We start from the raw sequence: 25,865 nt of genomic DNA on the forward strand, positions 1-25,865 counted from the left end.
GATGAGTGACACAAACTCTACAAGCATGGTTTAGATTTGCACCAATGTCTGGCTTATTCATATTTAAACAGAAAGTTATTCGTTTATGATTGTATAAGGACTAACCACTCGCTTTCGACGTCTATGGCCAAGGAGTAACAATGAACAAACTACAAAAACTCTTCAAACCGAATTCTGTTGCAGTGGTCGGCGCATCACAAAAAGAGCTGCGAGCTGGGCAAATTGTGATGCGTAATTTACTCCAAAGTGGTTTTGGCGGTGCCATAATGCCAGTCACACCAAAATACAAGTCGGTATCTGGTGTCATTGCTTATCCGAACGTAGCTTCCCTACCCTATACACCTGATATCGCGATCCTCTGTACAAACGTTTCTCGTAATAAACAGCTTTTAAAAGACCTTGATGCTCGTGGTACTGCATTCGCTATTGTTATTTCTGACGACGCTGAAAGCATCGATATTTCAGAGCTGAATATTCGTGTTTTAGGTCCAAATAGTCTTGGCATTATTCTGCCTTGGCATAACTTCAATTGCTCTTTTTCTCCCGTTGCTGCACGACCAGGAAAGATAGCTTTTATTTCACAGTCGGCAGCAGTATGTACAACCGTTCTTGATTGGGCCAACGACAAGAACATCGGTTTTTCTTCCTTCATTTCTATTGGACAAGGTCAAGACATCGATTTTGCGGAACTTCTCGACTATTTAAGTATGGATGGAAAAACCGAGGCAATCTTGCTCTACGTTGATTCAATTAAAGATGCTCGACGTTTCATGTCCGCTGCTCGAGCTGCCTCACGTAACCGAAGAATTTTGGTCTTAAAAGCTGGCCGCTCTAAACAAGCTCGCTCTTTAGATGAAGAAAGCATCGATGCGTTAGATATCATTTATGATTCTGCGATACGTAGAACTGGTATGTTGCGCGTTGGCAATACACATGAATTGTTTGCAGCTGTAGAGACGCTCACTCATTCGGTGCCACTTCGCGGAGAGCGCCTCGCCATTGTGACGAATGGTGGCGGGCCCGCAGTGATGGCCGTTGACACGTTACTAGAACTAGGGGGAAAACTCGCCTCTCTTGATGAAGATTCAATCAACCAATTACAAGCCGCTTTGCCCAGCAATTGGCGAGGAATCAACCCTATCGACTTAGCTGGAGACGCGACGAAAAAGCGTTATGTCGATACGATCAATGCCATCATGAATAATGATTGTACTGATGCAATCTTGATCATGCACAGCCCTTCAGCGGTATCAGATTCATTGGATACCGCGAATGCCGTTATTGAAGCGATTCAAGCACACCCAAGGCACAAGCATTTCAATATCCTGACAAATTGGTCTGGCGAACAAACCTCTAGAGAAGCACGTTTGGCGTTTACTCAGGCCGGTATTCCCACCTACCGTACACCTGAGAGTGCGGTCGTCGCATACATGCACTTAGTCGAGTACAGACGCAACCAAAAACAGCTGATGGAAACACCAACGACAGCAGAACCACTGCACTCAGGCAGCGTCAATCTTGCCCGTGATTGGGTTAATGACCAACTACTGGATAAAAAATCAGTAGTTCTCGATACGCACCAGACAAGTCCATTATTCGAACAGTTTGGCTTTAAGATGCTACCGACTTGGATTGCCTCTGATGTAACAGAAGCGCTTCATATGGCAGAAAATATTGGGTATCCAGTAGCAGTAAAACTGCGTTCTCCCGACATTCCTCATAAATCTGATGTTCATGGCGTTGCGTTGAACCTAAGGAACAGCCAAGAAGTATCAAGTGCAGCACAAGCAATCCTTGATACAGCGAAACTGAGTTATCCATCTGCAAACCTTCAGGGTCTTCTCGTACAAGGCATGGCTAAGCTTGGTAGTGCGGAAGAACTGCGGGTAAGTATTGTAGTAGACAGCGTATTTGGGCCCGTAATTCTGCTTGGTCAAGGCGGTTCAGATTGGAACATCACCCAAGATGCTGTTGCCGCTTTGCCTCCTCTAAATATGAATTTGGCACGCTACTTAATCGTGATAGCACTCAAATCTGGCAAAATACGATTACAAAAACACAAAGATGCCATCGACATTACCGAGTTGTCTAAATTCCTAGTTCGAATCTCACAAATGGCGGTTGAGCTACCTGAAATAGAAAGACTGGATATTCATCCAGTACTTGCATCAGGTAGTGATTTTACCATCATTGATGCCGACTTAACGCTCAGGAAGTACCAAGGGGATGCTCAAGAACGTTTGGCTATCCGCCCTTTCCCTGCAGAGTTTGTGGAAACCGTTACGTTAAGAGATGGGCAACCAATCTTACTTCGCCCAATCTTGCCAGAAGATGAACCCATCCATGCACAGTTTATTAATAGTGTGTCAAAGGAAGACTTGTACAATCGCTTCTTCTCGGACGTTGGCGAGTTTAATCATGAAGCGCTTGCGAATCTAACTCAGATTGATTACGACCGTGAAATGGCGTTTGTTGCTGTTGCTTTTGATGAGAATGGACCTTCTATCATCGGTGTAGCAAGAGCGTTGATTACACCTGACAATAGCGATGCTGAGTTTGCAATATTGGTTCGGTCTGACTTGAAAGGTAAAGGGCTCGGTAAAGTTCTGATGCAGAAAATCATTAGTTATTGTCAAGTCAAAGGGACCAAACAGATGTCCGGAATGACAATGCCGACTAACCGAGGCATGCTTTCTCTAGCACAAAGTTTAGGCTTCGAACTTGATGTTCAGTTTGCTGATGGCACCGCAGATATGGTTTTGCCGTTAAATTAGCCTTGCTATGCCAATGTGGTTTAAGAGCTCAAAGTTGTCACAGCGGATAGAGTATATGCACAGCAACCCTCGAACCCGACAGAAAAAACAAGGGACGTTGTGCGCGTCCCTATTGATTTCTAAGCGTCTGCGTTATTAGCCACAAGCGTGACAAGGTCACTTTAATTTCCAGTTTTTCTTCAAATACTGAACGCACCATGACTTCGCTTCTCCCATGGCGTTTCTGCGCCAAGCAAGGATTATCTCGATGGGTTGCTCTTCAGTACCTTCGATACGTTTTAGTTGCCCACTCTCAATCATACTCTGTGCGACTTGACTGGGAAGCGTCCCTATACCCAGTCCAGAAGCCAATGCTTCTACTTTTGCAGGAAAGTTTGTCACTGTCAGTCTGGGCTGCTTTTGCATAACATTGATAGACAGCGCTGGTTGCTCTCTTGCCGTATCGGCGATTGCTATCACTCGGTACTTTTCTCTCGCCGTATCATCGAAATCGCCATTGCGCTTATGTACGTAATGATCAGCCGCGGCAACCCAAACCATGCTCATTTTACCGATCTTTTCCGCTTTCACATCATGAGGAAGTGTATCAAGTGCTGGGCACACTAATAGATCAGCTCTGCCTGTATTTAATGATTCCCAACTACCCGCAAGTATCTCTTCTTGCAAGCGCACTCTCGTACTACTCACATTGGCCAAAGCATCCACCATCGGGAAAAAATTGGAAATGGGAATGATGCCATCAAAAGCGACAGTAATGTCTAACTCCCACCCGTTAGCCAGCAAGGTCGCATCATTTACTAACTTTTCACTTGCTTGAAGAATTGCTCTACCACTTTCAAGGATCAGTTTCCCGGCTTCTGTAAAATGTGCTTTGTGCCCTGAACGATCGAAGATGATGATATCAAGGTCTTGTTCAAGCTTTTGGATCTGGTAACTGAGAGAAGAAGGAGCTCGTTCCAGCTCGTTCGCAGCGGCAGCAAAACTCCCCCTTCTATCAATCGCATCGAGGATATGAAGTGCTTCTAAAGTGATTGGGCTTTGCACATGAACTTCCTTTTATGTGATTTTAATCACAGTAGTGGCATTTGAAATACCATGTTAAAAAATGACTTTAAACAATATAACAGATTGATAATTAAAGACTACCTTTGGCGTAGCACAAATTACTTTTGACAAAAACAATATTAAATAGCAATGGTAATGATAGTAATTACCATTTAGATAAACTAAGATACCGCACGTTGTTATTGCCTATTATGGATTTAAGGTATTGAAGCCAATGTATAAAAAATCAATTTTGTCAGCCTCTATTCTAGTTGCCGTTTCTCAAGGTGCTTACGCAGATGATACTTCAACATTTAATGAAGTGGTTGTATCCGCTACCCGTACAGAGCAAAACATCAATGATGTTTCAGCTTCTGTTGAATCGGTATCTTCTCAAGATATCGAGCGCTCTCTTTCTAAAGATCTGTATGATGCAGTTCAATACACTCCGGGCGTTGAAGCTACCACTTCAGGTCGCTTTGGCATCTCTGGCTTTAACATTCGAGGCATGGAAGGCGATCGAGTTAAAATCGTTGTTGATGGTGTTCAGCAAGCCACTCCATTCAACCCAGGTGGTGGTGCTGTACAAGCTATTTATCCAAACGCGATTGAGCTTGATACACTCACAAGTATCGAGATCAACAAAGGCCCATCTTCAACCCTTTACGGTTCAGATGCAATGGGTGGCGTGGTTGTTCTAAAGACGAAAGATCCATCAGACGTTTTGAAAACAGACGGTGATGAAAACCGTTTTGGTATTAAATCAAGCTACTACTCTGTTGATGAGCAATTCAAGAACACATTAACTTGGGCAATGCGCCAAGGTAACCTTGAAACGCTATTAATGGGTACATACGCTACCGGTAGCGAGCGACAAACTTACGGTGACGGTTCTGATATTGATGGTAGTGATCGCGGATTAGAAAACCCTGCAGACAAAGACCTAAACAACATTCTTGCTAAAGCCTACTACACACTAAATGATACGAACAAAATTGGTGTCGTCTTTGAGCGTTACAATTACCAGTACGATGAAAACAATCGCAGTGGTAACTACACACTAAACTTTGGCCCTATGCCTGGTGTCACTTATGCTGATGCAAAAAGCAGTGATGAGACGACACGTACGCGCTACGGCATTAACTACGAGTTAACGAAAGCTAACCCAGCCTTCGACGGAATGAAGCTAGACTTGAACTATCAGGTTACAGAAAGCGAAAACTCTAACTTCTCTAACGTGACTGATCATTTAGGCTACATTGGTTACGAAGGTGACCGAACTCGCCTGCGCCAAGCTGAAGATAAATCACTCCAGTTTGATGCCCAGTTCGATAAAGTGATTACCACGGACAATGCTATTCATGAGCTAACCTACGGTTTGAACTCTGTACACACTGATTTTCAGCTGACTAACGTTGATATCTTCCATGACAATGGCACAACAAAACCTGGTTCAACCACTATCCCAGACGCAACAGTAACTGAATGGGGCGTTTTCCTTCAAAACAACGCATTCTTACTAGAAGATACGCTTGTTCTTAACGCTGGTATTCGTTATGACTCATTTGAAGCTGACCCTTCTTCAGATGAAGGCTTCACAACTGAACGTAAGAAAAACAGCAACGATGCTTGGACGGGTAAACTGGGTGCGGTATATCACATTAACGATAAGCTAAGTACATTTGCTCAAATCAGCCAAGGCTTTAAAGCGCCAACGGTCGAGCAGCTTTACTACGAATACGACACGGGTGCTGAATTCGTTCCAAACCCAGATCTAGAAGCGGAAAAGAGCCTTTCATACGAGATCGGTTTCCGAGGTCAAAACGACTTTGCTCAGTTTGAATTGACCGGTTTTATCACGCAATACAAAGACTTTATTGACGCTGAAGACCTGCCAAGCATCGACCCAAACAAAGATCGTATCACCATCGTAAACCGTGACGAGGTGGATATTTCTGGTGTGGAATTTAGTTCAACTCTACTGCTAGATGAAAGCTTCTCAGCGCCTAAAGGTATGTACACTAAACTGTCTGTGACTTACCTAGACAGCGAAGACAAGTCGACAGGTAAACCTCTTGATTCTGTAGCACCGCTTTCATCAGTCATTGGCTTAGGCTACGACAATGTTGAGCACAACTTTGGTGCACTAGCCTCACTAAAACTTGCGGCGAAGAAAGACGACTGGTCTGATGAAGACCAAATCGATTCATCAGGTTACGGTGTAATGGACATTACCGCTTACTACATGCCAGTGAAAGACCTGACAGTATCGGCTGGTTTGTTCAATGCGTTCGACAAGAAATATTGGACATACCAAGACGTTCGCGGGCTTGATAACACCGACAACACCGATTTTTACAGCCAACCTGGCCGTAACTGGGGTGTATCTGTAGACTACCAATTCTAATTTACTTTTTAGCGATATAATGAAAAGCGCCTGACAGTGTCAGGCGCTTTTTTATTCTATGTAAACTCTTAAAAGCTGTAGGTTTAACGCATTTTTGATGCTTTACAGACTTTTCTAAGTAAAACATTTCTTCCGCACTACAAAAACAAAAAAGCCAGCATTATGCTGACTTTTTACCAGTACTTTCATTTCTAAAATGTTAAGAAAAGAATGAAAAATGAAAGATTATTGTTTTGCCATCTCTTTCTTCACCATAACTGCTGCAGCAACGATGAATGCGATGATTAAACCAAGTTCCATGAACTACCCCGAATAGTTTAAAGAAAATTTACGACCTAAATTAAGAGTCGGGCATAGTTTAGCACTTCTATAATTACGTGCTACCTTTTAACCACAAATTTACGATTTTTTCCGATTTAGATCAAAAAAGGTGCGATAACGCACCTTTTTGTTACTATTTTGTAAAATGGTCACTTTTAGGCGTCTGGGTAACCTTGTGGGTTATTTGACTGCCAACGCCACGTATCACCTGTCATTTCTTCAAGTGTTCGCCCTGCCTTCCAACCCAGCTCATTCGCTGCTTTTGAAGGGTCAGCCCAACACTCAGCAATATCACCAGGACGACGATCCACCAGCTTAAATGGAACCGGTTTACCAGAAGCAGCTTCAAACGCTTTCACCATTTCCAGTACGCTATAACCATTACCTGTACCTAGGTTGTAGATATGAAGGCCTGCTTTGTTACCTACTTTGTCTAATGCAGCAACGTGACCGTCAGACAAGTCCATAACATGGATGTAGTCACGAACACCCGTACCATCTTTTGTTGGGTAATCGCTACCAAATACCGACAAAAATTCACGACGACCTACAGCAACTTGAGAGACGAAAGGCATCAAGTTATTTGGAATGCCTTGTGGGTCTTCACCAAGCTCACCTGTTGGGTGCGAACCTACTGGGTTGAAGTAACGCAGCAACGTGATACTCCAGTCAGGGTTCGCTTTTTGGAAGTCAGTTAAACATTCCTCAACCATCAGCTTACTGCGACCATAAGGGTTAGTTGCACTTGTTGGGAAATCTTCTGTAATTGGCACTGTTGCAGGATCGCCATATACCGTTGCAGATGAACTAAATACGATAGATTTGACACCAGCGTCACGCATGGCATCGACCAATACGAGCGTACCGTTAACATTGTTATCGTAGTATTCTAATGGTTTCTCTACAGATTCACCCACCGCTTTGAGACCGGCAAAGTGAATCACTGCTTCAATGTTATGCGTCTTCATCGCATCGACTAATGAGGCTTTGTCGCGAATATCCGCTTCAATAAATACAGGTGTCACACCGCAAACTTTCTTTATACGTTCTAGTACTGTCGGTTTGCTGTTGTAAAGGTTATCGAGAATAACTGGCGTCATACCAGCTTCGATCATTTGAATACAAGTGTGGCTGCCAATGTAGCCCATACCACCCGTAACAAGTACTTTCATTTTATCATTCCTTCTGACGCGAATCGGGCTAGTTTAAAGGTTTCCAGCCCGTTTTTAAACAGTCTCTGGGGATTCGCAACCCATTAAAATCGCTTGGCCTTTACCCGCTTTCTTTGCTTGGTACATGGCCGTATCGGCGCTTTTCAATATTCTTGTGGCATCGCGTTCATTCACACCGACCAACTTAACACCGATACTGACACCGACTTTCAGTAAGGAGCCTCTGTATTCAATCGGCGCACAAATACTCTCGAGTAAGTGTTCAGCGATGCGTGTCACTGCTTTTTGATTTGCAGGATTCACCAACATCACAAATTCATCACCAGACAATCGCGCAATGAGATCGCTGTGTCGCGTGGTGGACGTCATACGCTCAGCAACTTGCTTAAGCACTTCATCCCCGGCATCATGCCCGTAAGTATCGTTGATGGCTTTAAAACCGTCCAAATCGAGATAAAGTACCGCAAATTCATCTCGTAAGTAGCCTGATCTTTGTACCAATTCTTCCAGCTCCAAATGAAATTTGGAACGATTAGCAAGGCCGGTAAGTGCGTCATGATGAGCAAGGTATTCAAGCCTTTCCATTTCCTTTGCGCTCGAAAGATCAGTCAAGATGATCACCATATCATACGCATTATTATCTTCACTTTTCACAATGCGATTTACTTTTGCAAACAGAGGAATGAGTTGCCCGTTGTGGTTTTTCTCAATGACTTCCCCCTGCCACATGCCGTAGTTTTCGATCGACTCTAAAATACTTGGCATCATCGCTTGTAACTTGCGCCAACGAATCGATTTGATAAACGGCTTTCCAATCAACTGGTCCATCTCAAGGCCGGTCAGTTTCGTGACGGCGGGGTTTACCATCGTAATAATGCCTAAGTGATTAAGAACTACCAAACCATCCTGACTGCTCTCAAACACACGTCCTGCAACTTTTTGGCGATTCATCGCCTCTTCGATGGCGGTTATATCTTGAATCGCAAACAACAAATATCCGTGTTTAGATAGGCGTCGACTCGTAAGACTCAATTGTTGCTCGTTCAAATCACTTTGTAGATGTATATCATCACACTCTAACCCGCGGCTCAGAATCTGACTAAGTTCGTTGGGTGTTTTGGTTTTAATCAAGTCGCAGATGTTCGCCGTTTCCAAATTATGGAACGTTTCTTTAAATATATGATGAGTCATCTTGTTGCAATGAATGACCCTTCCTAAGTTATCCGTCACAATGAGCGCGTATTGAATCGAGTCAATCACTTCTTCTGAAAACGACTTACGGCGCTCAAGTATATCTAATGTGTGTTTACGCTGTTTCTCACGTTTTTGTAGCTTATCGACCATGAGGTTAAATGAAGCAACGAGATCCCCCACTTCATCTTTTGCCCGATGATTAATACGTCCGCTCAAATGGTGACCGTTAGCAAAATCCTGTAATGCTCTGTTCACTTCAATCAGTGGACGAAGAACTCGTCGTTCGACACCAAAGTAAAAAGTCACACCACCAGCGAAGAGAATAACCAAGAACAATAAGCCATCTTGTAACAGCGCGTCTCTTACTTGCATCATCGGCAATTGAGATAACGTTACACGAATACTACCGATAACTTGCCCTTCATGAATAATTGGCTCTAATACATAAAGGAAATGAGCCGATAACGCATACCCTAAGGAATGCAAGCGGCTGCGCTCTTTAACTGAGGGGCTCGGTGCAGAAAAGCCATCAAGCGCAAAAACGGCAAACGGCTGATTGTTTTTGTCATACAACTTGACGAGTGATACGTTTGGCTCCATCAAAAAATCAGCCAAAATGGTTTGTGCTTTTTGCTTGTTCTTTGTGGCGAGCGCATCTTTAATGGAATGAGAGACATCATTAATAAGAACTTTCGTCTGCTCAACGAGCTCATGTTTGGCGGACTGGTACGTGATGTATGACGTGTAACTCTGAGATGTAACAAAGATGACCGTGATGAAAGCGAGTATCGGCCATATTAGCTTTGCTCGTATTGACATATATATTCCTGTCGCAAAAGACAACCCAAAAGACACAACGGTTGCTATGCAAGCTATCACACAAAAAGAAGAGTCAAGATTAACACGACAATCGATGAAATGAACCTGTAATTCTCAGATATTAGACTGATAAAACATGATTTTCTTGAAACTTCGGATCATTTCAAATTACTAAACGATCTTTATCGATTATCATCTACTAGTCTTCTACCTGAAAAATGAAGTTAGTCACTGAACTTAAACGTATTTTCCTGCATTTTACATGCATAGTTCGGATTTATAGAAACGTATGACATTGAATAAACAGCAACTGACACTTAACTGCGACATGGGCGAAAGCTTTGGATCGTGGAAAATGGGCGCCGATGAAACGGTTATGCCACATATTGATATGGCGAACATCGCATGCGGATTCCACGCCTCCGACCCAAATGTCATGCATGATACGATTACCCTAGCCAACCAGCACGACGTAGAAATTGGAGCTCACCCTGGCTATCCCGACATTCAGGGCTTTGGCCGTCGTAGTTTGCCTATGAACAACGATGACATTACCAACATGGTGATTTATCAAGTTGGCGCGCTGCAGGCACTGTGCAAAGCGCAATACACGGACATTGGTTACATCAAACCTCATGGTGCGTTATACAACGATATGATGGCAAATGACGGTGTTTTCTTGGCCTTAGTCAAAGCGGCCGCATTGTTCAAAGTCCCTTTAATGATCCTTGCTTCACAAGAGAATGAAAAATACCTTGAGATTGCTGATGATTTCGATGTTCCTTTGCTCTTTGAAGCGTTTGCAGATCGACGTTATCAAGACGACGGTTTACTCACTCCTAGAACCCACCCTAACGCAGTATTAAACACAGAACACGCCATTCTTGAGCAAGTTAAAATGCTGGCAGAATCAGGCAGAGTAAAAACGGCTTCAGGCCAATACATTCTCTTAGAGGCCGATACCATTTGCGTACATGGAGACAATGAAGAATCGATCACGTTGATACAAAAAATACGTCAGAGTCTCTACACCGGAGGAAATTAATGAATCAAGGGCAGTTTTCTATCTCACCGATATCAGAGTGCAGTATTCTTATTCGTTTCGAAGAACCTATTACAGTTGAGCACATTGGCGAACTCGCACATCAGATTGTTGACAAGTTAAATATGATCGTCATGAACGTGGTCCCATCTTACCGCACCATCTTGATAGATTATTTGCCCTTTCGAATTCAAGAAGCGTCGATTTTAAATGAGCTTCAACATCTCATCTCTCGTTTCGACGTTCAGTCCATGGACAACAAACAGCCAAATTACATTTCTATCCCAGTCTACTATTCGGAAGAAACCGCTCTTGATCTTAAGCGGTTTGAACTCAAAGGGTTAACGCTGACAGAGCTTATCGAACAGCACACGCAAGTGGTTTATACTGTCTCTGCAATTGGGTTTGCCCCTGGCTTTGCATTCCTTTCTGACGTAGCAGAACGCATTCAAATACCAAGACATCAAACCCCAAGAACGCACGTTCCTGCTGGAAGTGTCGCAATCGCTGACTCTAAAACAGCGGTGTATCCTTCTGATAGCCCTGGAGGTTGGAACGTCATCGGCAGAACCCCTATTTCCCTCTTTGTGGATACCCCTCCCTTTATCCCTTTCGAAGTAGGAGACAAGGTCGCATTTGGTGCAATATCAAAACAAGAGTTCCTCAACTTAGGAGGTATTCTATGAGTCGAATAGGATTATATGTAGAAAAACCAGGGGCGCTCTCTCTGATTCAAGATTTTGGACGCTTTGGCTTAGCTCATATCGGAATTACTCAAGGTGGGCCAGTGGATGATTACGCATACAGTTGGTCTAATCATCTACTCAATAACCCTGTCAATTGCTCAGTCATCGAAGTTACTCTCGGTAATGCGAGCTTTAAAGCATTGTCGGATTGTCACCTAGCAATTTGTGGTGGGGATTTAAATGCTTCTGTTGAAGGTTCACCTATCGCCAATTGGTCTGATTTCACCTTAAAAAAAGGTCAAACACTTCGATTTGGTATGGCAAAAAATGGACTGCGCGCTTATCTAGCAGTCAAAGGTGGTTTTAGCGTCAGTACGCATCTTGGTAGCAGTTCAACGGTCGTTCGTGAAGCGCTCGGAGGCTTGCAAGGTAACGGTGAAGCGCTTCAAGTTGGTGATATCGTTGAATGTCACCCTCATTCACTGCCAAATACTAAACCTAAGCAGATGACGTTCCGATTCAAACCTGATTACAACCTACCGATTAAGCTAAGAGTGATCGAAGGCTATCAACACGAAGATTTCTCCCAACAATCTGTCAACGATTTCTATTCCAGTCGTTTTTCGATTTCAACGAATTCAAACCGTATGGGCTATAGATTGGAAGGCAAAACGATCATGCCGCCATATGACGGTATTTTATCTGAGGGCATTGCACTAGGCTCAATTCAAATCCCAAATGATGGTAATCCCATCGTGTTGCTGAATGATCACCAAACAATTGGGGGGTATCCAAAATTTGGCTGCGTTGCGAGAATTGATTTACCGCGCTTAGCACAAGCAAAGCCAGGTCAAGCAGTGAGTTTTGTTAAGGGAGATAGAAAAGGCTTGCAGGATGTTTGGTGTCAGTGGGCTCAGTTTTTCGGGTACTGAGCCCTAACTTCGTTAAACATTATCCATGAGGATATTTGCAGTAAAGTCAAATTTACATGCCGTAGCGCTCAGCTAATGCTTGTGGGTAACCACGTTGTTGAGTGAGCTTGATAGCAAACTGTTCGACTTCTTCTGCGGTCCACTTGACCGCATCAGGATGCTGACTCTCAACATGGCTACTTGGCTCGATATCAAACCAGTATTGCGCCATTTTTTGCGCTGCTAGTAAGGTCGATGAGGCTTTAACCACCTCAACACGTGCATAATGGTTATCTTCAAACGTAACATCAGCAGCACGAAGCACAGGATCAGTGCCCGGTATCTGCTGAGCACCAAATAAAGCTTTACCACCTTTTATCGCGGTATTGTAATCTGGAATAAATTGCGCCATGTGCTGAATCGCATTGTCAGTGCGCTCTTCAAGAACCTCTTGCCGCCAACCGTTGCGTATCTTAGAAAGTAAGCGTGTTGGTAACACCGGTTGCGCAGACTCAGCACTACTCTCGACCAAACCATCATCAAACAATGTGATGCCTTTCGTCATACCATGCAATTGAAAGTAGCCGTTACCGTAAGGCGTCAGTTGCGCCATACCCTTGTCTGTTCCCCGAGGGCCATGGAAGATAACTTCTGGCCACTGCTGATGACACGCTTCCCAACGAGTCACATAAGCCGCTTTAAATTCAACAAGCCGATCTCGTTTTACGCCAATGGAGTCATCAACTTCACCGGTTTCGAAGCCGCAAGCATTGATGAGATAGTCGCAATACAATTGCTTATCTATTCCGTCTTGTTGGAAGCATAACGACCATGTATCACCATTCCATGACGCATCTTTCAGCTCAGCTTGAGTATATACCTGAACATTCGGAAGCTGTGCCAGCGTCATGTTGGCAACAGCAGCTAATCGGAAAACACTCCAACCATACTCTTGTACTGCTACCACTGGGTACTTCAACGTGTCTAGATCAGCATGTTGTGCAAATGGAATACACCACTCATCGATCGTTTGAGGGTTCTCTGGTTGAATACCGTCAGCTAAAGCTAGTAACGCTTCTTTTGAATAGAGCTTGTAATACGCTTCTGGATCTCCCAAAACTTGATTTCGGGCGTCTTGCTTAACAAGAGACTGATAGGCGCTTTTGATGCTCTCTAAACGAGGGATGAGCGTAGTAGGGTCTCCACCATCGGAGTGAGGTACTGCAATGACGGTTGGTCGAATATTCAATGAGTGAGGATACAAACGAATTGTATCAATAGACTGCGTTAAAAGATCTAGGCACTGTTGCTCAGAAATTTCCCGATATAGGTTACCACCAGCATGTAAATGACAGATGGGTGGGCCATTAACGAGCGAAACACCCTTCTCGATCACTGATACCTGAAAACCTAGCTCTGCAAAATGGATAGCAGCGGTTGCCCCTGCAACGCCACCACCGATTACTGCGATATGTTTATCTTTACGATTTGGAAACTCAGACTTCATTGCTTCACTGAAATTTTTATAAGGAGAAATCTTTACTTAATGTTGATTCTACTCGCCTTTGAGCATGATTAAAATCACAAAAAGTTCATGGGTTTGCATTTGTTAACGGTATACGTCAAAAGTTACTTTTAAGAGCAAAAAATTTCGAAAAAAAATGCTTGACGAGGTTGTTGAGAAAGCGAATTTTTAGGGGCATGTGCATAATAATTTTGCTCCAACACCCATGGTGTAAAGCCTGCGGAAACACCCTACTTTTCGACCACTTCAGTTATCCAAAAAGTTATCCACTGTTTTTGTGGATAACTAAAATAAAACTGTCATAGAGCGCTTCCGCTGTGACTAACTCACGTTGCATTAAGTGTTTACAGGGGTTAACAATCTTTTCAATAAACTCATCACCACTAAGGCTAGAACAGCAAACGTACCCAGAGGCAAAGCTATCCACAATTCTGGGTGGATCTGTGGGTTCAGATCAAAGCCATATTTCATCACAGCAGCAACACAAAGCTCTGCAGCTATGACGGCTACACCACTCGCAACAACGGCCATGATCCCATACTCCGCCCACAACGTGGTATTGATCCGTTTTTTACTTGTTCCTAAGGTACGATACAAGCGAATTTCTTGCTGTCGTTGTGAGAGGCTCAGCCTTAACAGCGTAAAGATCAGTAATAAACCAGCAACAACACCCAATAGAGCAAGAATAGTAATAGCAGAGACGATTTGTTGTACGAGTTCTTGTATCTTGTCTCCCATCGTACGAATATCAAGAACCGAAACCGTTGGATGAGCGCGAGACATTGAAGTTAGTAACGAATCATCATCTTCACTAATACGATAACTGATCAAATAGGAGCCAGGTAAGCTAGCCATGACATCCGAAGAAAAAATGAAGTAGAAATTGGGCTTCATATCTCGCCATTCTACATGTCGGATACTATCGACCGTTGCATCGAAATTCTGGCTGTTAATCACAAAGCGAAGTGTATCACCCAGCCCTATCCCTAAGTCCTCTGCAACTTTAGCTTCGACTGAGACGCTGTCCTTATTCGTCCACTCACCAGAAAGCACTTCGTTGTATTCAGGTAACACATCGCCCCATGTCAGGTTGAGTTCACGACGAATCGCATCAGACCCTTCGCCTTGATACTCGATTTCCTTAACGTTCTCACCATTAATTTCGGTCAATCTACCACGAATAATTGGGAACGCTTGTGACCGTGTCACTTGGTTTTTATCTAACGTTTCCAGATAGCTATCTAACTCATAGTCCGCAATATTTAAAGCAAATACATTCGGGGCATCAGCTGGAAGAGTCCTCGCCCAGTCAGCCAGAATATCGCTACGCACCAACCAGATAATAGAAAGCAACATTAGAGATAAAGATAATGCACCAAACTGAAGTCCACTCGTAAGCGGCGTTCTGTTGATACGACTTAAAGCCAGTTTCATTGCAGGGCGTGTTGATATCCGTGCAAATAATTTGGTGAGTCCAACGCTCACCGCCGCCAACACAATAAATAATGCCGCAATACCAGCTAAGACTATCCACACCAACGTGTTATTGGCATAAATGACCAATAGAGGAACCACTGGGACCAAAACTAACAACATACGCTTCCATGAACGTTTTGCAGTCCCTTGCTGGAGCACTTCTAAGGCGGGAGTTTTGATAAGGCCAAGTAGTGGAATCCCAAGTGCAGGCACCGTGATCAATATGGCAGAGGCGACAGACACAAGTATTGGTGTGACGCCGTAACTAGGTAATGGATTTGGCAGCAAGTCTTTCAGTGGGATTCGCAATAGGTACTCTAACCCACTGCCAAGCAAGATGCCGACGACACTTGCACTCACCAACAGAATCGTAACCTGTATTAAAAGCCATTTTTCGATCCAGCGACGACTTGCCCCTAAGCTCTTTAACATCGCAATGGTTTGCGTACGGCTGTTCACGTAACTTTGACACGTTAATACTAATGTAGTTGCCGCCATTATGATGACAATAGCAACGGTAAGAGATAAGTATTGAGTCGTGCGGTCGAATACTTCATTACTGCGACTTGCGGTGTCTTGTGTTCGCCAACGGTCACTGGGTGAAAGCTGGGTGCTGTCTTGCAATTTAGTAAGAGTCGCGTCGTCACCTTTCAGAAACAATCGGTATTGTACTCGACTACCAACTTGTATTGCGCCCGTTTTGACCACGTCTGACGAACTTATGTAGGCGGAAGGCATTTGTTGGAAAGGATTAAAACTCAGCCCCGGCTCCATTAATACAGCGCCTGAAACCGTAAAATCAGCATCGCCTATCGTGACAATGTCACCTTTATTCACTTCTAGCTGGGCCATAATACGTTCATCAAGCCACAGTTGGTTCTGCGTTACATGACCTGACTCATTACTATCCAGTACTAGGTCCCCCATAAGTGGGTAGTTTTCATCAACCGCCCTTACGGTAATCAACTGCATCCCATTCTCACTAAAAGCCATGGTCGCAAACCGCGTCATAGTTGAACGTTCTAACGCTTGTGTGCTCGCTAGAAGCGGTTCTGGGATCGGATTGGCAGAGACAAAAACAGCGTCAGCAGTTAACGCATACTTACCTTGTTTAATGATCACCTGCTCCATTCGCTCCGCCAGTGCCGATAATGCGAAAATGCTCGCGATCACCAATACCAATGCCACACTGATGGGCCATAGGTTACCTTGACGTATTTCACCTAAACTCCAGCGGATAAGACTCTTATTTGGTGATTGTTTAGTGTTAACGTGCCCTTGGTCGGAACCTTGTTCGCTTGAAGAAATTACGGACATGCCACCTCCTCTATCATTTCACCCGCTTCCATTCGATAAACACGGTCACAACGGCTTGCTAAATGACTGTCGTGGGTGACAAGAATCAAGGTCGTTCCATGTTGCTCGTTGAGGTCGAATAACAGCTCGATGACTTTCTCTGCGGTTTGATGGTCTAGGTTACCAGTTGGTTCGTCAGCAAATAACAACTCCGGCTGGGTCATAAACGCTCTTGCAAGTGCGACGCGTTGTTGCTCACCCCCTGATAGTTGGCTCGGTAAGTGGTCAAGTCGCTTTTCCAAACCAACAGCGGTTAACAATTCAGTCGCTCTTGCATCATTCTCAGCCTCACCACGTAGGAGACAAGGAAGAGTGACATTACGCAACGCGCTGAGACTTGGGATAAGAAGAAAGCTTTGAAATACGAACCCCAACGAATCTGCTCGGATTTTAGCGCGAGCTTCATCGTCCAATTTGGAAAGCTCATGCCCTAATAATGTAATTTCACCCGATGTTGGAGTATCTAGGCCAGCAAGCAGTGTCATCAGCGTCGATTTACCCGCTCCCGACGTGCCCACGATGGCGATTTTTTCTCCCTTTCTAATGTCGACGTTTACATTTTTAAGGATTGTTAATTGTTCTTGATTAGTAGAAACTTGTTTAGAAACCAAATTCGCTTGAACAATAGGTGCTTTAAGTACAGGTGTTTGCATGATTCGTATACTTTCCTTAGTTCTCTTTCTTAGTCTTTCCGCGACTGCTATGGCGAGCGAAAAGCTTCTTGTATTGGGCGACAGTCTGAGCGCTGGCTATCAAATGCCGATCGAGGAGAGTTGGCCTAGCTTACTCCCAGACGCGTTATTAGAACATGGCCAAGATGTAAAAGTTGTTAACGGCAGTATCTCTGGTGACACCACGGGAAACGGCTTGGCCCGCTTACCCCAGTTATTGAAGCAACACTCTCCTGACGTTGTACTCATCGAGCTAGGCGCTAATGACGGACTTCGAGGCTTCCCACCTAAACTTATTACGTCGAACCTATCGAAAATGATTACCATGATCAAAGATTCTGGTGCGAATGTGATCATGATGCAAATCCGTGTACCGCCTAATTACGGTAAACGCTACAGTGACATGTTCTACGATATCTACCCTAAGCTGGCAGAACATCAACAAGTTGAGTTGATGCCTTTCTTCCTAGAGCAAGTAATCATCAAACCAGAATGGATGATGTCCGACGGCCTACACCCTAAACCAGAGGCACAGCCTTTTATTGCCGACTTTGTCGCGGAAGAATTGGTTAAACATCTCTAATTTTACTGGTCTAGCTCAATAAGTTTTACCTAACTTTACGTTACTCTTATCTGAATCTTATTCACCAAGGTCACATAATAAAAATGCAAATAGAACCGTTAATTCAAGGTGTTGTAGCTCGTTCGTCGCATCCATATGGTTGCCGTGCTTCCATCAAAGAGCAAATTGATTTCGTAAAACAAGCGCCACAAATCAAAAAAGGCCCAAAGCGGGTTTTGATCATTGGTGCTTCCTCCGGCTTTGGATTGGCCGCTCGTATCGCCCTAACCTTTGGTGGCGCAGAAGCTGACACAATTGGCGTATCTTTTGAACGCGGCCCGTCAGACAAAGGGGTTGGTAGCGCAGGTTGGTACAACAATATCTTTTATAAAGAAGAAGCAATACATCATGGCCGTACAGCCATCAACATCGTTGGTGATGCCTTTTCGGATACAGTCCGTAATCAAGTGATTGAAGCGATTGAAACCTACTTTGAAGGTGAAGTTGACTTAGTTATTTACAGCTTGGCAACGGGTGTTCGCCCTATGCCGAATTCAGAAGAGTTTTGGCGCAGTGTCATCAAACCTATCGGCGAGTCAGTCACTGGCGCTTCAATTATGCTAGAGAACGATCAATGGGTTGAATCGTCGCTTGAACCAGCAACCGAAGAAGAAGCGGCAGCGACCATCAAAGTCATGGGCGGTGATGACTGGGAAAGTTGGATTGATGCTTTAATCAACTCAGAATCGGTTGCTGACGGCTGTAAAACCATTGCTTTCTCTTACATGGGGCCAGAAGTAACTCACCCTATCTACCTTGACGGTACGTTGGGCCGAGCAAAGGTAGACTTACACCAAACCAGCCATTCGTTGAATTTGAAAATGGCTAACTTCGGCGGTAGCGCTCACGCGACGGTGTGTAAAGCTTTAGTCACCAAAGCGAGTGTATTCATACCGGCGTTGAGCCCTTATCTACTAGCGCTTTATCGCGTGATGAAAGAGAAAGGCACACACGAACGATGTATTGAGCAAATGCAACGTTTATTCACAACTAAGCTGTATGACCAAGAAAAAGTACCCGTCGATGGTGAACGCTTGATCCGTATTGATGATCTTGAGTTAGATCCACAAGTTCAACAAGAGGTCTCTGCCATCCTTGAACAAATGAACGCAGACAATTTTAAAGAGCTTGGCGATTATGAAGGCTTCAAAAATGAGTTCATGAAGCTGAACGGGTTTAACTTTGAAGGCGTGGATTACTCACAAGACATCTCTTTAAAAACATTAAAAGCACTCAAGCCGTAGCCAACAGCTTGTCTCATAGGTGAGATAGTGCCAAGTAATTCAAAGTCCTGAACGGTTTTCAGGACTTTTTTTTGTTTCGAAATCTCCCACCCCTATACTTAATCTTAACGAGTGGTTAAATAGCAGCCTCAACACAAGAATAAAAACAAACCTCCATTCACAGGAAGTGAACGTTCGGGAAGGATACCTTATGGGAACACTGCAAACTTTAGATTATAAGATCCCGGAATCCATGCAGAAAAGTTGGCAAAACATCGTCAACCTTCTCGCACAAATTGCTAATGTTCCGACCACGCTCATCATGCGCATCCACCCTAACCATATCGAAGTCAACACCACCAGCGAGACACAAAATAACCCTTACAAAGTCGGTGATAAAGAAGGACTTGGACACGGCCTCTATTGCGAACATGTCATTGAACACAAAAAGGAGCTCATGGTACCCAACGCTTTGCTCGATGACGAATGGAAAAATAATCCTGATATTAAGCTTGGTATGATTTCTTACTGCGGCTTGCCCCTTTACTGGCCAAATGGGGAAACATTTGGAACGATCTGCATGCTCGACTCCAAAGAAAATCAATACAACGCAACTTATCGGCAGCTTTTAAATACTTTCAAAGAGTCCATTGAAGCGCAGCTTGCGGTGGTTTTTCAACAACACAAGCTGATGAGACTAAACAGTGAACTTAAAAACCGAGTCGAAACTCGGACCACTGACCTAGCACAACTCAGCTATTCCTTAACCAAAGAAATCGACCGCCGTAAAGCCGCAGAAAAGCAAGTGAGTTACCAAAAAACACACGACCAAGGTACAGGCTTTTTAAACCGTTCCGCATTAGAGAAAGTCCTCGATAGCACGTTAGAAACATTGAATCATGAACACGAAGCGCTTGCCGTGATTAACGTAGGATTCAGCAACGCACGAAGCATACAGACAAAATTTGGCTTTGAAGGTTTTGATGAGGTACTCAAAGAATTTCGCTTTCGCTTGGGCCATAACGAAACCAGTTATTTTGTCACGGGTCGACCAAGCTCCAATGACCTTGTGATTGTCGTATCGGGAGAAGATGTCGAAAACAAAGTCCAGAAACTGCTAGAAGATATCACACATGTAAGTGTTGGTAATTTCTACATCGAAGATACCGAGGTCCATTTACACTCTTACATTGGGGTTGTTCAAGCGCACAGAAACAGCCATTCCAAACAACTGCTACAAAACGCTTGCTACGCGATGCTGCTCTGTAAAGAGTCAGGTGAACCCTACAGTTACTTCTGCGAAAGCCATACACAAGAACTCAATAACCATAACCAATTAGAAAGCTACCTACTCCAAGCAGTTAGAAACGACGACTTAATGCTTTATTTTCAACCCAAAGTACTGCCCCATACTCACAAGTGGATCGGTGCAGAAGCCCTGCTGCGCTGGCGTCATCCAGTATTAGGCGATGTTTCGAATGAGGCTCTCATTCATATGGCAGAACAAAATGGTTTGATATTTGAAGTCGGTTCGTTTGTACTACGCACCGCCATCGATAAAGCTAAGCAATGGTCTGAGTTAGTGGATAACTTTAAGATTGCCGTTAACGTATCACCCATCCAATTGCAGAACGTCAACTTTGCGGAACAAATTGGACACCTTCTTGAAACCTTCCATCTGCCCGCTCACTTTCTAGAACTTGAAGTCACCGAAAGCGCTCTCATTGCTGATGAGGTTGTTGCTCGTAATACATTGAATAAACTTCACAATTTAGGCGTGACACTGTCACTTGATGATTTTGGAACAGGATACGCATCGTTCAGTTACCTAAAGAAATACCCGTTTGATGCGATTAAAATCGATAAAAGCTTTGTTCAGCAAATGGATAAGTCCGATGATGACCGTGCCATTATTTGTTCTATCATACACATCGCAAAAAAGTTGGAGTTACAAGTCGTCATAGAAGGCATTGAATCCGCCCAGCAAGAACAATTTTTAATTGGCGAAGGCTGCGACATTGGGCAAGGTTTTCTTTATGGCAAGCCTATGCCTTGTAACGAATTTGAGCAAAGTTTGTTTAATCAAAACCTCTTGGGTGGTCAATACACCTATTCTTCCTAAGCATTTGCTTTACTCTGCTTGCGGTGGTTTCTATAATCGCCGCCCGCTTCCAATAAAAAGGCCAATATCTTCATGGATCAGTTGACTGCCACGCTAAAAAAAATCGAAAAGCAGAACTACCGCGCTTACCAGCAAATCAAGGGTCAATACGACTTCGATGATTTCAATCTGTACATTGATCATGTACAAGGCGACCCATACGCTTCTGCTTCTCGCTTGCGTGCAACTCGTGCTTGGTCACTCACTGGCCTTGAATGGCTAAAAGATGAATCTCCAGCTTTCCAACGTGCAGCGCGTGATTTCATTGCACGCAGCTTTGAGCAATTTGCGAAACAAGAGAATACGGTAACTATCTCACTAAGCGGCCAGACCGTGCTAGACAACACGGCAGTCCTTTTTACTGAAGAAGGCATTGAATTACGTTTCCGCGTGAACCTTCCTGCGGAAGGACGTCAAGTGCTTGGTAAAAAAGCCAATAACATTCTGACTTTCCATCTACCAAAATTCATCCGCCGTGCAACGCTAGAACGTGAGCTAGACAAAGAAGCCTTGTTAGAGCACTGCCAAGTGGTGGAAGATCAAGCGGCGCTGCGTGAACAGTTGGAAGTGAACAATCTCGTAGCTTTCGTTGCGAATGGAAGCATTCTTCCTCGTATCGCAGGTAACTGCGATCTACCAATGAAAGAAGCGGTTGAATTCAAAGCCCCTGAAGACCTTCAAGTTACACTCCACGCCCCTAACAAAGGCTACGTAACAGGCCTAGGTATTCCAAAAGGAATTACATTGATCGTTGGTGGTGGCTTCCATGGTAAATCAACGTTATTGAATGCAATTGAGCGTTCTATTTACGACCACATTCCAGGTGATGGCCGTGAGTACATTGTTACCGATGCAAACGCGATGAAGATTCGTGCAGAAGACGGCCGTTGTGTTCATCACTTGAACTTGTCGAACTACATCAACCACTTACCAATGAGCAAAGATACCGCCGACTTTTCTACTCAAGATGCATCTGGCTCAACCTCTCAAGCCGCTTGGTTGCAAGAGTCAATTGAAGCCGGTGCAAGCTCACTGCTTATTGATGAAGATACGTCAGCGACTAACTTTATGATCCGTGATGAGCGTATGCAGGCATTGGTTGCAAAAGGTGATGAGCCAATTACTCCCCTTGTGGATCGCATTGGCCAATTACGTAATGAGCTGCAGATATCAACCATTATTGTTATGGGGGGATCTGGTGATTACTTAGACGTTGCAGACACCGTCATTCAAATGCACGATTACCAAGCGGTTAACGTGACAGAAAAAGCCAAACAAGTGATAGCTCAGCACCCTACTCAGCGTCATAACGAATCTGAAGATCCTCTGCAAACGTTCCGTCCGCGTGCACTTAATCGTGTCGCGTTAATGAACATTTTGATGGATGGCAAATTCCGCGTAAATGCAAAAGGCAAAGATTCACTTCGCTTCGGTAAAGAATTCGCTGATTTAAGTGCTTTGGAGCAACTAGAATCCGCGGATGAAGTGAACACCATTGGCTGGCTGTGGTTCCAGTTAGCGCAACTTCCAGGTTGGTGTAACAACCCTGCGAAAGAGATTGATGACATGCTAGTTGGCGAATGGCACGCAAACTTACCTAAGCAAGGCGATCTGGCTAAGCCACGTACACTTGACGTAATGGCAGCGTTAAACCGCATGCGTAAATCTCAGTTTAAGCCAACCAACTGATTCTATCGTTCAAGAACCTAAAGAAGAATTAAATAAGGCAGCGTTTCACCGCTGCCTTTTTATGTTCAACTGTTTTCTAGTTAACTATCCGTTTCTTAATACGTTCCACGCATCACACAGCACACGAAAGCGTTCTGCGCTGCCGTTTTCTCTATCTGGATGCCAACGCAACGCTAATTTTAGCCATTGCTTACGGATCTCCACTCTTGTCGCGTCGCGCCCTAACTCAAACAGACTCAACGCTTTGGACCTATCAATACAAGAACTGGATGAGCCACCAATGAAGTGTTGATAGCGATTCCAAAAGTCATTCAGCAATCGGCGTACCTCTCCTTCGTTGGCTTCATAATTACTCCAGTCGAGGTAGTATTCTCGTAACGGATTCGTCGTATCGACAGTATGGCGCGTAGCTTCTAATGAGGACATTAACACGATATCCATGGCTTCAACTTGCAGCCAACCTTCTGGATATAACGTTTCTTGTAATTGATAGAGCGCATTCATCAACAAGAAGTTACGTTTGAAGAGATCTTTATCTGGAGATGAGTCTAATTGGGCAATGTAACCATGCTCACTCAATTCATGAGCTAGAGTATGCACTTTCCAGCCTGAAGGTTTCTTTTTGAGGATTTCGAGGATCGGCCATAACAATGGGTTTTCCATATCATGATGACCACGTTGGCAAACTTCATGTTGTTCGTCCATGTATCCTCTTTGTTTTCACGGTGTATTCTCTAAAGCTAGTCAATTTGTACCATAAACACAAAAAGGCCGACAGTAAGAAACGGTCGGCCTTTTGAACGAAGATCTCATTGATTTAAATAACGCCGAGTTCTCGTAGTCGTTCCATCAGGTAACTATGTGCTGTGTAACGTTCCGAAAGCACTGTATCAGGCTTTGGATGGAGGAATAACGGCAAAGAAATGCGGGAGTTCTCTTGACGACCACCCGTTGGGTTGATGACTCGGTGTGTCGTTGATGGGAAGTAACCCCCTGATGCTTCTTGTAGCATGTCACCAATGTTGATGATCATATTACCAAAGTCACAAGGCACATCTAACCAATCACCTTCTTTGCTCTTAACTTGCAAGCCCGGCTCATTTGCCGCAGGCAGCACCGTGAGTAAGTTGATGTCTTCATGAGCCGCAGCGCGAATTGCTCCCGGTTCTTCTTCACCCGTCATTGGTGGGTAATGCAAAACGCGTAGCAATGTTTTGTCGCTATTGTTGATCATTTCAGACAGCGCAATAGAAAACTTCTCTTGAACCTCTTTCGGTGCGTACTCTTCTACCCAGCCAAGTAATTCTTGAGCAAATGCGTTCGCACGTTCGTAATACTCTAAGATTTCTTTTTCTAGCTGCACAGGGATCTGACCCCATGGGTATACATGGAAGTACTCTTTGATGTCTTTTACGCTGTGGCCTTTCGCAACTTCAGAAACGGAAGGTGGAAAATAACCGTCTTGTGTTTCAACATTAAATTGGAAATCGTTTTTTTGCGCTGAGCTGAAAAACTCGTACCAGTTTTTGTAAATTGACTCGACCAGCTCTTGTGGGATTGGGTGGTTTTTTAATACACCGAACCCAGTTTCACGTAGTGAGGTGACGAACTGTTGAGCAGCATCGTCAGCAAGATAATCGACAGTTTCCAGTTTCATGACTTTACTTCTTTTTTATTAGACTGAGTCGTGAATTCTATGGATGGGCATGTTGTAAATCAAACTTTAATGAAATGTTTCCGCGCAAACGTTTTATTGTTGAGCAGTTTGCCAATATATCAACAAAAACAGTAATCATTATTTTGACAAAACAAACAATTGCACAGCGTTCAATTAAGTGTAATCATAACGTCAGTATTTAATTGAAGGATCAATTTCTCTATGAAGAATACTTCTACCTTATTGGGTTTAACCATTTTCTATGCCGTCGTATTTCTGTTTTCAGCGTTAGAGCCGAGCTCTCGAGCGGTGTGGTTTGCCGAAATCGTACCAGCCATTGGTATTCTCATCGCGATTTGGGCACTGTCTATTCGTTACCAATTCAGTAACACCGCTTACGTATTGATGTTCATTTGGCTTTGCTTACATACCATTGGCGCAAAATACACGTTCGCAGAAGTCCCCTTTGACTGGTTTAACAATTTGATTGGATCTGAGCGCAACAACTTCGACCGAGTCGCGCACTTTTCTATTGGCTTATACGCATACCCAATCGCTGAATATCTGATTAATAAAAAGAAAATCAGCGCAAGCTTCGCTTCTTGGTTTGCTTTGTTTGCAATCATGTCGTTAGCGGCTGGCTACGAGATCATTGAATGGTGGTACGCCGCGATTGCAGGTGGAGATGAAGGCATTGCCTTTCTGGGATCACAGGGCGATATTTGGGATGCCCAGAAAGACATGTTGTGCGACACCATGGGTGCGATAGTTTCTTTGTTATTACTGACAACTCAACGTCGATTGGCGAAGCCATTCTAAATACGGATTAAACCCTTCGACAATTGGGACCTGTACGATTTGAGCAACTTCATATTCGTGCAGGTCTTTTATTTTGTCTTCCACTAATGCATACAAATCACGCCGCGTCTTAATCACCATGAGCCATTCGTTATCGCTGCAAATTTCCCCTTTCCACACATAATGACTTTCTATTGGCATAGTTTGAATGCACGCAGCGAGTTTAGCCTCTAGTAGACCTTTGATAATGTCATCTCGGTTTTGTTGTGTACCCGCTGTACTCAGTACCATGCAGTAATCGTGTTGTTCGCTCATAA

The 25,865-nt window shown here is 44.0% G+C and carries 19 protein-coding genes; 10 read left to right on the forward strand and 9 right to left on the reverse strand.

The features are described from left to right. Positions 1–140: 140 nt before the first annotated feature. Entirely contained in the window at positions 141–2,774 is a 2,634-nt protein-coding gene (locus C1S73_RS23610; protein WP_038870731.1) for a bifunctional acetate--CoA ligase family protein/GNAT family N-acetyltransferase, read from the forward strand. 156 nt (positions 2,775–2,930) lie between these two features. On the opposite strand, the gene C1S73_RS23615 is transcribed toward C1S73_RS23610, so the two are convergent. Further along, entirely contained in the window at positions 2,931–3,818 is an 888-nt protein-coding gene (locus tag C1S73_RS23615) for a LysR substrate-binding domain-containing protein (RefSeq protein WP_038870733.1), read from the reverse strand. 235 nt (positions 3,819–4,053) lie between these two features. On the opposite strand from C1S73_RS23615, the gene C1S73_RS23620 reads away from it, so the two are divergent. Further along, entirely contained in the window at positions 4,054–6,225 is a 2,172-nt protein-coding gene (locus tag C1S73_RS23620) for a TonB-dependent hemoglobin/transferrin/lactoferrin family receptor (protein WP_038870735.1), read from the forward strand. A 476-nt stretch (positions 6,226–6,701) separates the two neighbouring features. Here C1S73_RS23620 and galE read toward each other — a convergent pair whose 3' ends face one another. Both galE and C1S73_RS23635 read right to left on the reverse strand, forming a co-directional pair. Next, the gene (gene galE / locus C1S73_RS23630; protein WP_038870736.1) at positions 6,702–7,718 is read right to left on the reverse strand and encodes a UDP-glucose 4-epimerase GalE; all 1,017 of its coding nucleotides are present in this window, start codon (positions 7,716–7,718) and stop codon (positions 6,702–6,704) included. 54 nt (positions 7,719–7,772) lie between these two features. Further along, positions 7,773–9,731 carry a diguanylate cyclase domain-containing protein gene (locus C1S73_RS23635; RefSeq protein ID WP_038870737.1) on the reverse strand — a complete coding sequence of 653 codons (1,959 nt, stop codon included), beginning with the start codon at positions 9,729–9,731 and terminating at the stop codon, positions 7,773–7,775. A 289-nt stretch (positions 9,732–10,020) separates the two neighbouring features. Between C1S73_RS23635 and C1S73_RS23640 the strand changes: the two genes are divergently transcribed. Genes C1S73_RS23640 through C1S73_RS23650 form a run of 3 tightly spaced genes read left to right on the forward strand, consistent with a single transcriptional unit; the run spans position 10,021 to position 12,391 of the window. Further along, positions 10,021–10,776: a 5-oxoprolinase subunit PxpA gene (locus tag C1S73_RS23640; RefSeq protein WP_038870738.1), complete on the forward strand. Its 756-nt coding sequence runs from the start codon at positions 10,021–10,023 to the stop codon at positions 10,774–10,776. Then, positions 10,776–11,459 (forward strand): 5-oxoprolinase subunit B family protein, encoded by a 684-nt coding sequence (locus C1S73_RS23645; protein ID WP_038870739.1) that lies wholly within the window; start codon positions 10,776–10,778, stop codon positions 11,457–11,459. Before C1S73_RS23640 ends, C1S73_RS23645 begins: the two co-directional genes overlap by 1 nt. Beyond that, complete coding sequence (locus tag C1S73_RS23650) at positions 11,456–12,391, forward strand: 5-oxoprolinase subunit C family protein (protein ID WP_038870740.1); 936 nt, start codon at positions 11,456–11,458, stop codon at positions 12,389–12,391. Before C1S73_RS23645 ends, C1S73_RS23650 begins: the two co-directional genes overlap by 4 nt. A gap of 52 nt (positions 12,392–12,443) precedes the next feature. On the opposite strand, the gene C1S73_RS23655 is transcribed toward C1S73_RS23650, so the two are convergent. From C1S73_RS23655 to C1S73_RS23665, 3 genes are all read right to left on the reverse strand, one after another. After that, a complete protein-coding gene (locus tag C1S73_RS23655) occupies positions 12,444–13,877 on the reverse strand; it encodes an FAD-dependent oxidoreductase (RefSeq protein ID WP_038870741.1) in 1,434 nt (477 codons plus the stop codon). A gap of 354 nt (positions 13,878–14,231) precedes the next feature. Then, positions 14,232–16,688: an ABC transporter permease gene (locus C1S73_RS23660; RefSeq protein WP_038870742.1), complete on the reverse strand. Its 2,457-nt coding sequence runs from the start codon at positions 16,686–16,688 to the stop codon at positions 14,232–14,234. Then, positions 16,679–17,380: an ABC transporter ATP-binding protein gene (locus C1S73_RS23665; RefSeq protein ID WP_038870743.1), complete on the reverse strand. Its 702-nt coding sequence runs from the start codon at positions 17,378–17,380 to the stop codon at positions 16,679–16,681. The genes C1S73_RS23660 and C1S73_RS23665 overlap by 10 nt, the downstream gene beginning before the upstream one ends. On the opposite strand from C1S73_RS23665, the gene tesA reads away from it, so the two are divergent. The 4 genes from tesA (at position 17,379) to C1S73_RS23685 (ending at position 23,093) form a co-directional block, all read left to right on the forward strand. After that, on the forward strand, positions 17,379–17,981 hold the full coding sequence (tesA, locus tag C1S73_RS23670; protein ID WP_038870744.1) for a multifunctional acyl-CoA thioesterase I/protease I/lysophospholipase L1: 603 nt from the start codon (positions 17,379–17,381) through the stop codon (positions 17,979–17,981). The genes C1S73_RS23665 and tesA overlap by 2 nt on opposite strands. A gap of 83 nt (positions 17,982–18,064) precedes the next feature. Further along, on the forward strand, positions 18,065–19,264 hold the full coding sequence (fabV, locus tag C1S73_RS23675) for an enoyl-ACP reductase FabV (RefSeq protein WP_038870745.1): 1,200 nt from the start codon (positions 18,065–18,067) through the stop codon (positions 19,262–19,264). Between the two features lie 190 nt (positions 19,265–19,454). Further along, a complete protein-coding gene (locus C1S73_RS23680; RefSeq protein WP_038870746.1) occupies positions 19,455–21,365 on the forward strand; it encodes a bifunctional diguanylate cyclase/phosphodiesterase in 1,911 nt (636 codons plus the stop codon). Between the two features lie 72 nt (positions 21,366–21,437). Further along, positions 21,438–23,093 (forward strand): ABC-ATPase domain-containing protein, encoded by a 1,656-nt coding sequence (locus C1S73_RS23685; RefSeq protein WP_038870747.1) that lies wholly within the window; start codon positions 21,438–21,440, stop codon positions 23,091–23,093. Positions 23,094–23,177: 84 nt separating this feature from the next. Here C1S73_RS23685 and C1S73_RS23690 read toward each other — a convergent pair whose 3' ends face one another. Further along, positions 23,178–23,798 (reverse strand): DNA-J related domain-containing protein, encoded by a 621-nt coding sequence (locus C1S73_RS23690; protein ID WP_038870748.1) that lies wholly within the window; start codon positions 23,796–23,798, stop codon positions 23,178–23,180. A gap of 112 nt (positions 23,799–23,910) precedes the next feature. Continuing rightward, positions 23,911–24,750 (reverse strand): isopenicillin N synthase family dioxygenase, encoded by an 840-nt coding sequence (locus C1S73_RS23695; protein ID WP_038870749.1) that lies wholly within the window; start codon positions 24,748–24,750, stop codon positions 23,911–23,913. A 222-nt stretch (positions 24,751–24,972) separates the two neighbouring features. Here C1S73_RS23695 and C1S73_RS23700 point away from each other — a divergent pair, with 222 nt between their 5' ends. Then, complete coding sequence (locus tag C1S73_RS23700) at positions 24,973–25,569, forward strand: DUF2238 domain-containing protein (RefSeq protein WP_038870750.1); 597 nt, start codon at positions 24,973–24,975, stop codon at positions 25,567–25,569. Here the strand turns inward: C1S73_RS23700 and cutA are convergent. Further along, on the reverse strand, positions 25,531–25,863 hold the full coding sequence (gene cutA, locus C1S73_RS23705; RefSeq protein WP_038870751.1) for a divalent-cation tolerance protein CutA: 333 nt from the start codon (positions 25,861–25,863) through the stop codon (positions 25,531–25,533). The two genes, C1S73_RS23700 and cutA, sit on opposite strands and share 39 nt — an antisense overlap. Between the last annotated feature and the right edge of the window lie 2 nt (positions 25,864–25,865).

Source organism: Vibrio jasicida 090810c (assembly GCF_002887615.1).
Lineage (GTDB): Bacteria > Pseudomonadota > Gammaproteobacteria > Enterobacterales > Vibrionaceae > Vibrio > Vibrio jasicida.

What these genes read in the sequence shown, in the direction of transcription:
- C1S73_RS23610 (WP_038870731.1), top strand. Translation starts at nt 141, where the DNA reads ATGAACAAACTACAAAAACTCTTCAAACCGAATTCTGTTGCAGTGGTC.
- C1S73_RS23620 (WP_038870735.1), top strand. Translation starts at nt 4,054, where the DNA reads ATGTATAAAAAATCAATTTTGTCAGCCTCTATTCTAGTTGCCGTTTCT.
- galE (WP_038870736.1), bottom strand. Translation starts at nt 7,718, where the DNA reads ATGAAAGTACTTGTTACGGGTGGTATGGGCTACATTGGCAGCCACACT.
- C1S73_RS23635 (WP_038870737.1), bottom strand. Translation starts at nt 9,731, where the DNA reads ATGTCAATACGAGCAAAGCTAATATGGCCGATACTCGCTTTCATCACG.
- C1S73_RS23640 (WP_038870738.1), top strand. Translation starts at nt 10,021, where the DNA reads ATGACATTGAATAAACAGCAACTGACACTTAACTGCGACATGGGCGAA.
- C1S73_RS23645 (WP_038870739.1), top strand. Translation starts at nt 10,776, where the DNA reads ATGAATCAAGGGCAGTTTTCTATCTCACCGATATCAGAGTGCAGTATT.
- C1S73_RS23650 (WP_038870740.1), top strand. Translation starts at nt 11,456, where the DNA reads ATGAGTCGAATAGGATTATATGTAGAAAAACCAGGGGCGCTCTCTCTG.
- C1S73_RS23655 (WP_038870741.1), bottom strand. Translation starts at nt 13,877, where the DNA reads ATGAAGTCTGAGTTTCCAAATCGTAAAGATAAACATATCGCAGTAATC.
- C1S73_RS23660 (WP_038870742.1), bottom strand. Translation starts at nt 16,688, where the DNA reads ATGTCCGTAATTTCTTCAAGCGAACAAGGTTCCGACCAAGGGCACGTT.
- tesA (WP_038870744.1), top strand. Translation starts at nt 17,379, where the DNA reads ATGATTCGTATACTTTCCTTAGTTCTCTTTCTTAGTCTTTCCGCGACT.
- C1S73_RS23665 (WP_038870743.1), bottom strand. Translation starts at nt 17,380, where the DNA reads ATGCAAACACCTGTACTTAAAGCACCTATTGTTCAAGCGAATTTGGTT.
- fabV (WP_038870745.1), top strand. Translation starts at nt 18,065, where the DNA reads ATGCAAATAGAACCGTTAATTCAAGGTGTTGTAGCTCGTTCGTCGCAT.
- C1S73_RS23680 (WP_038870746.1), top strand. Translation starts at nt 19,455, where the DNA reads ATGGGAACACTGCAAACTTTAGATTATAAGATCCCGGAATCCATGCAG.
- C1S73_RS23685 (WP_038870747.1), top strand. Translation starts at nt 21,438, where the DNA reads ATGGATCAGTTGACTGCCACGCTAAAAAAAATCGAAAAGCAGAACTAC.
- C1S73_RS23690 (WP_038870748.1), bottom strand. Translation starts at nt 23,798, where the DNA reads ATGGACGAACAACATGAAGTTTGCCAACGTGGTCATCATGATATGGAA.
- C1S73_RS23695 (WP_038870749.1), bottom strand. Translation starts at nt 24,750, where the DNA reads ATGAAACTGGAAACTGTCGATTATCTTGCTGACGATGCTGCTCAACAG.
- C1S73_RS23700 (WP_038870750.1), top strand. Translation starts at nt 24,973, where the DNA reads ATGAAGAATACTTCTACCTTATTGGGTTTAACCATTTTCTATGCCGTC.
- cutA (WP_038870751.1), bottom strand. Translation starts at nt 25,863, where the DNA reads ATGAGCGAACAACACGATTACTGCATGGTACTGAGTACAGCGGGTACA.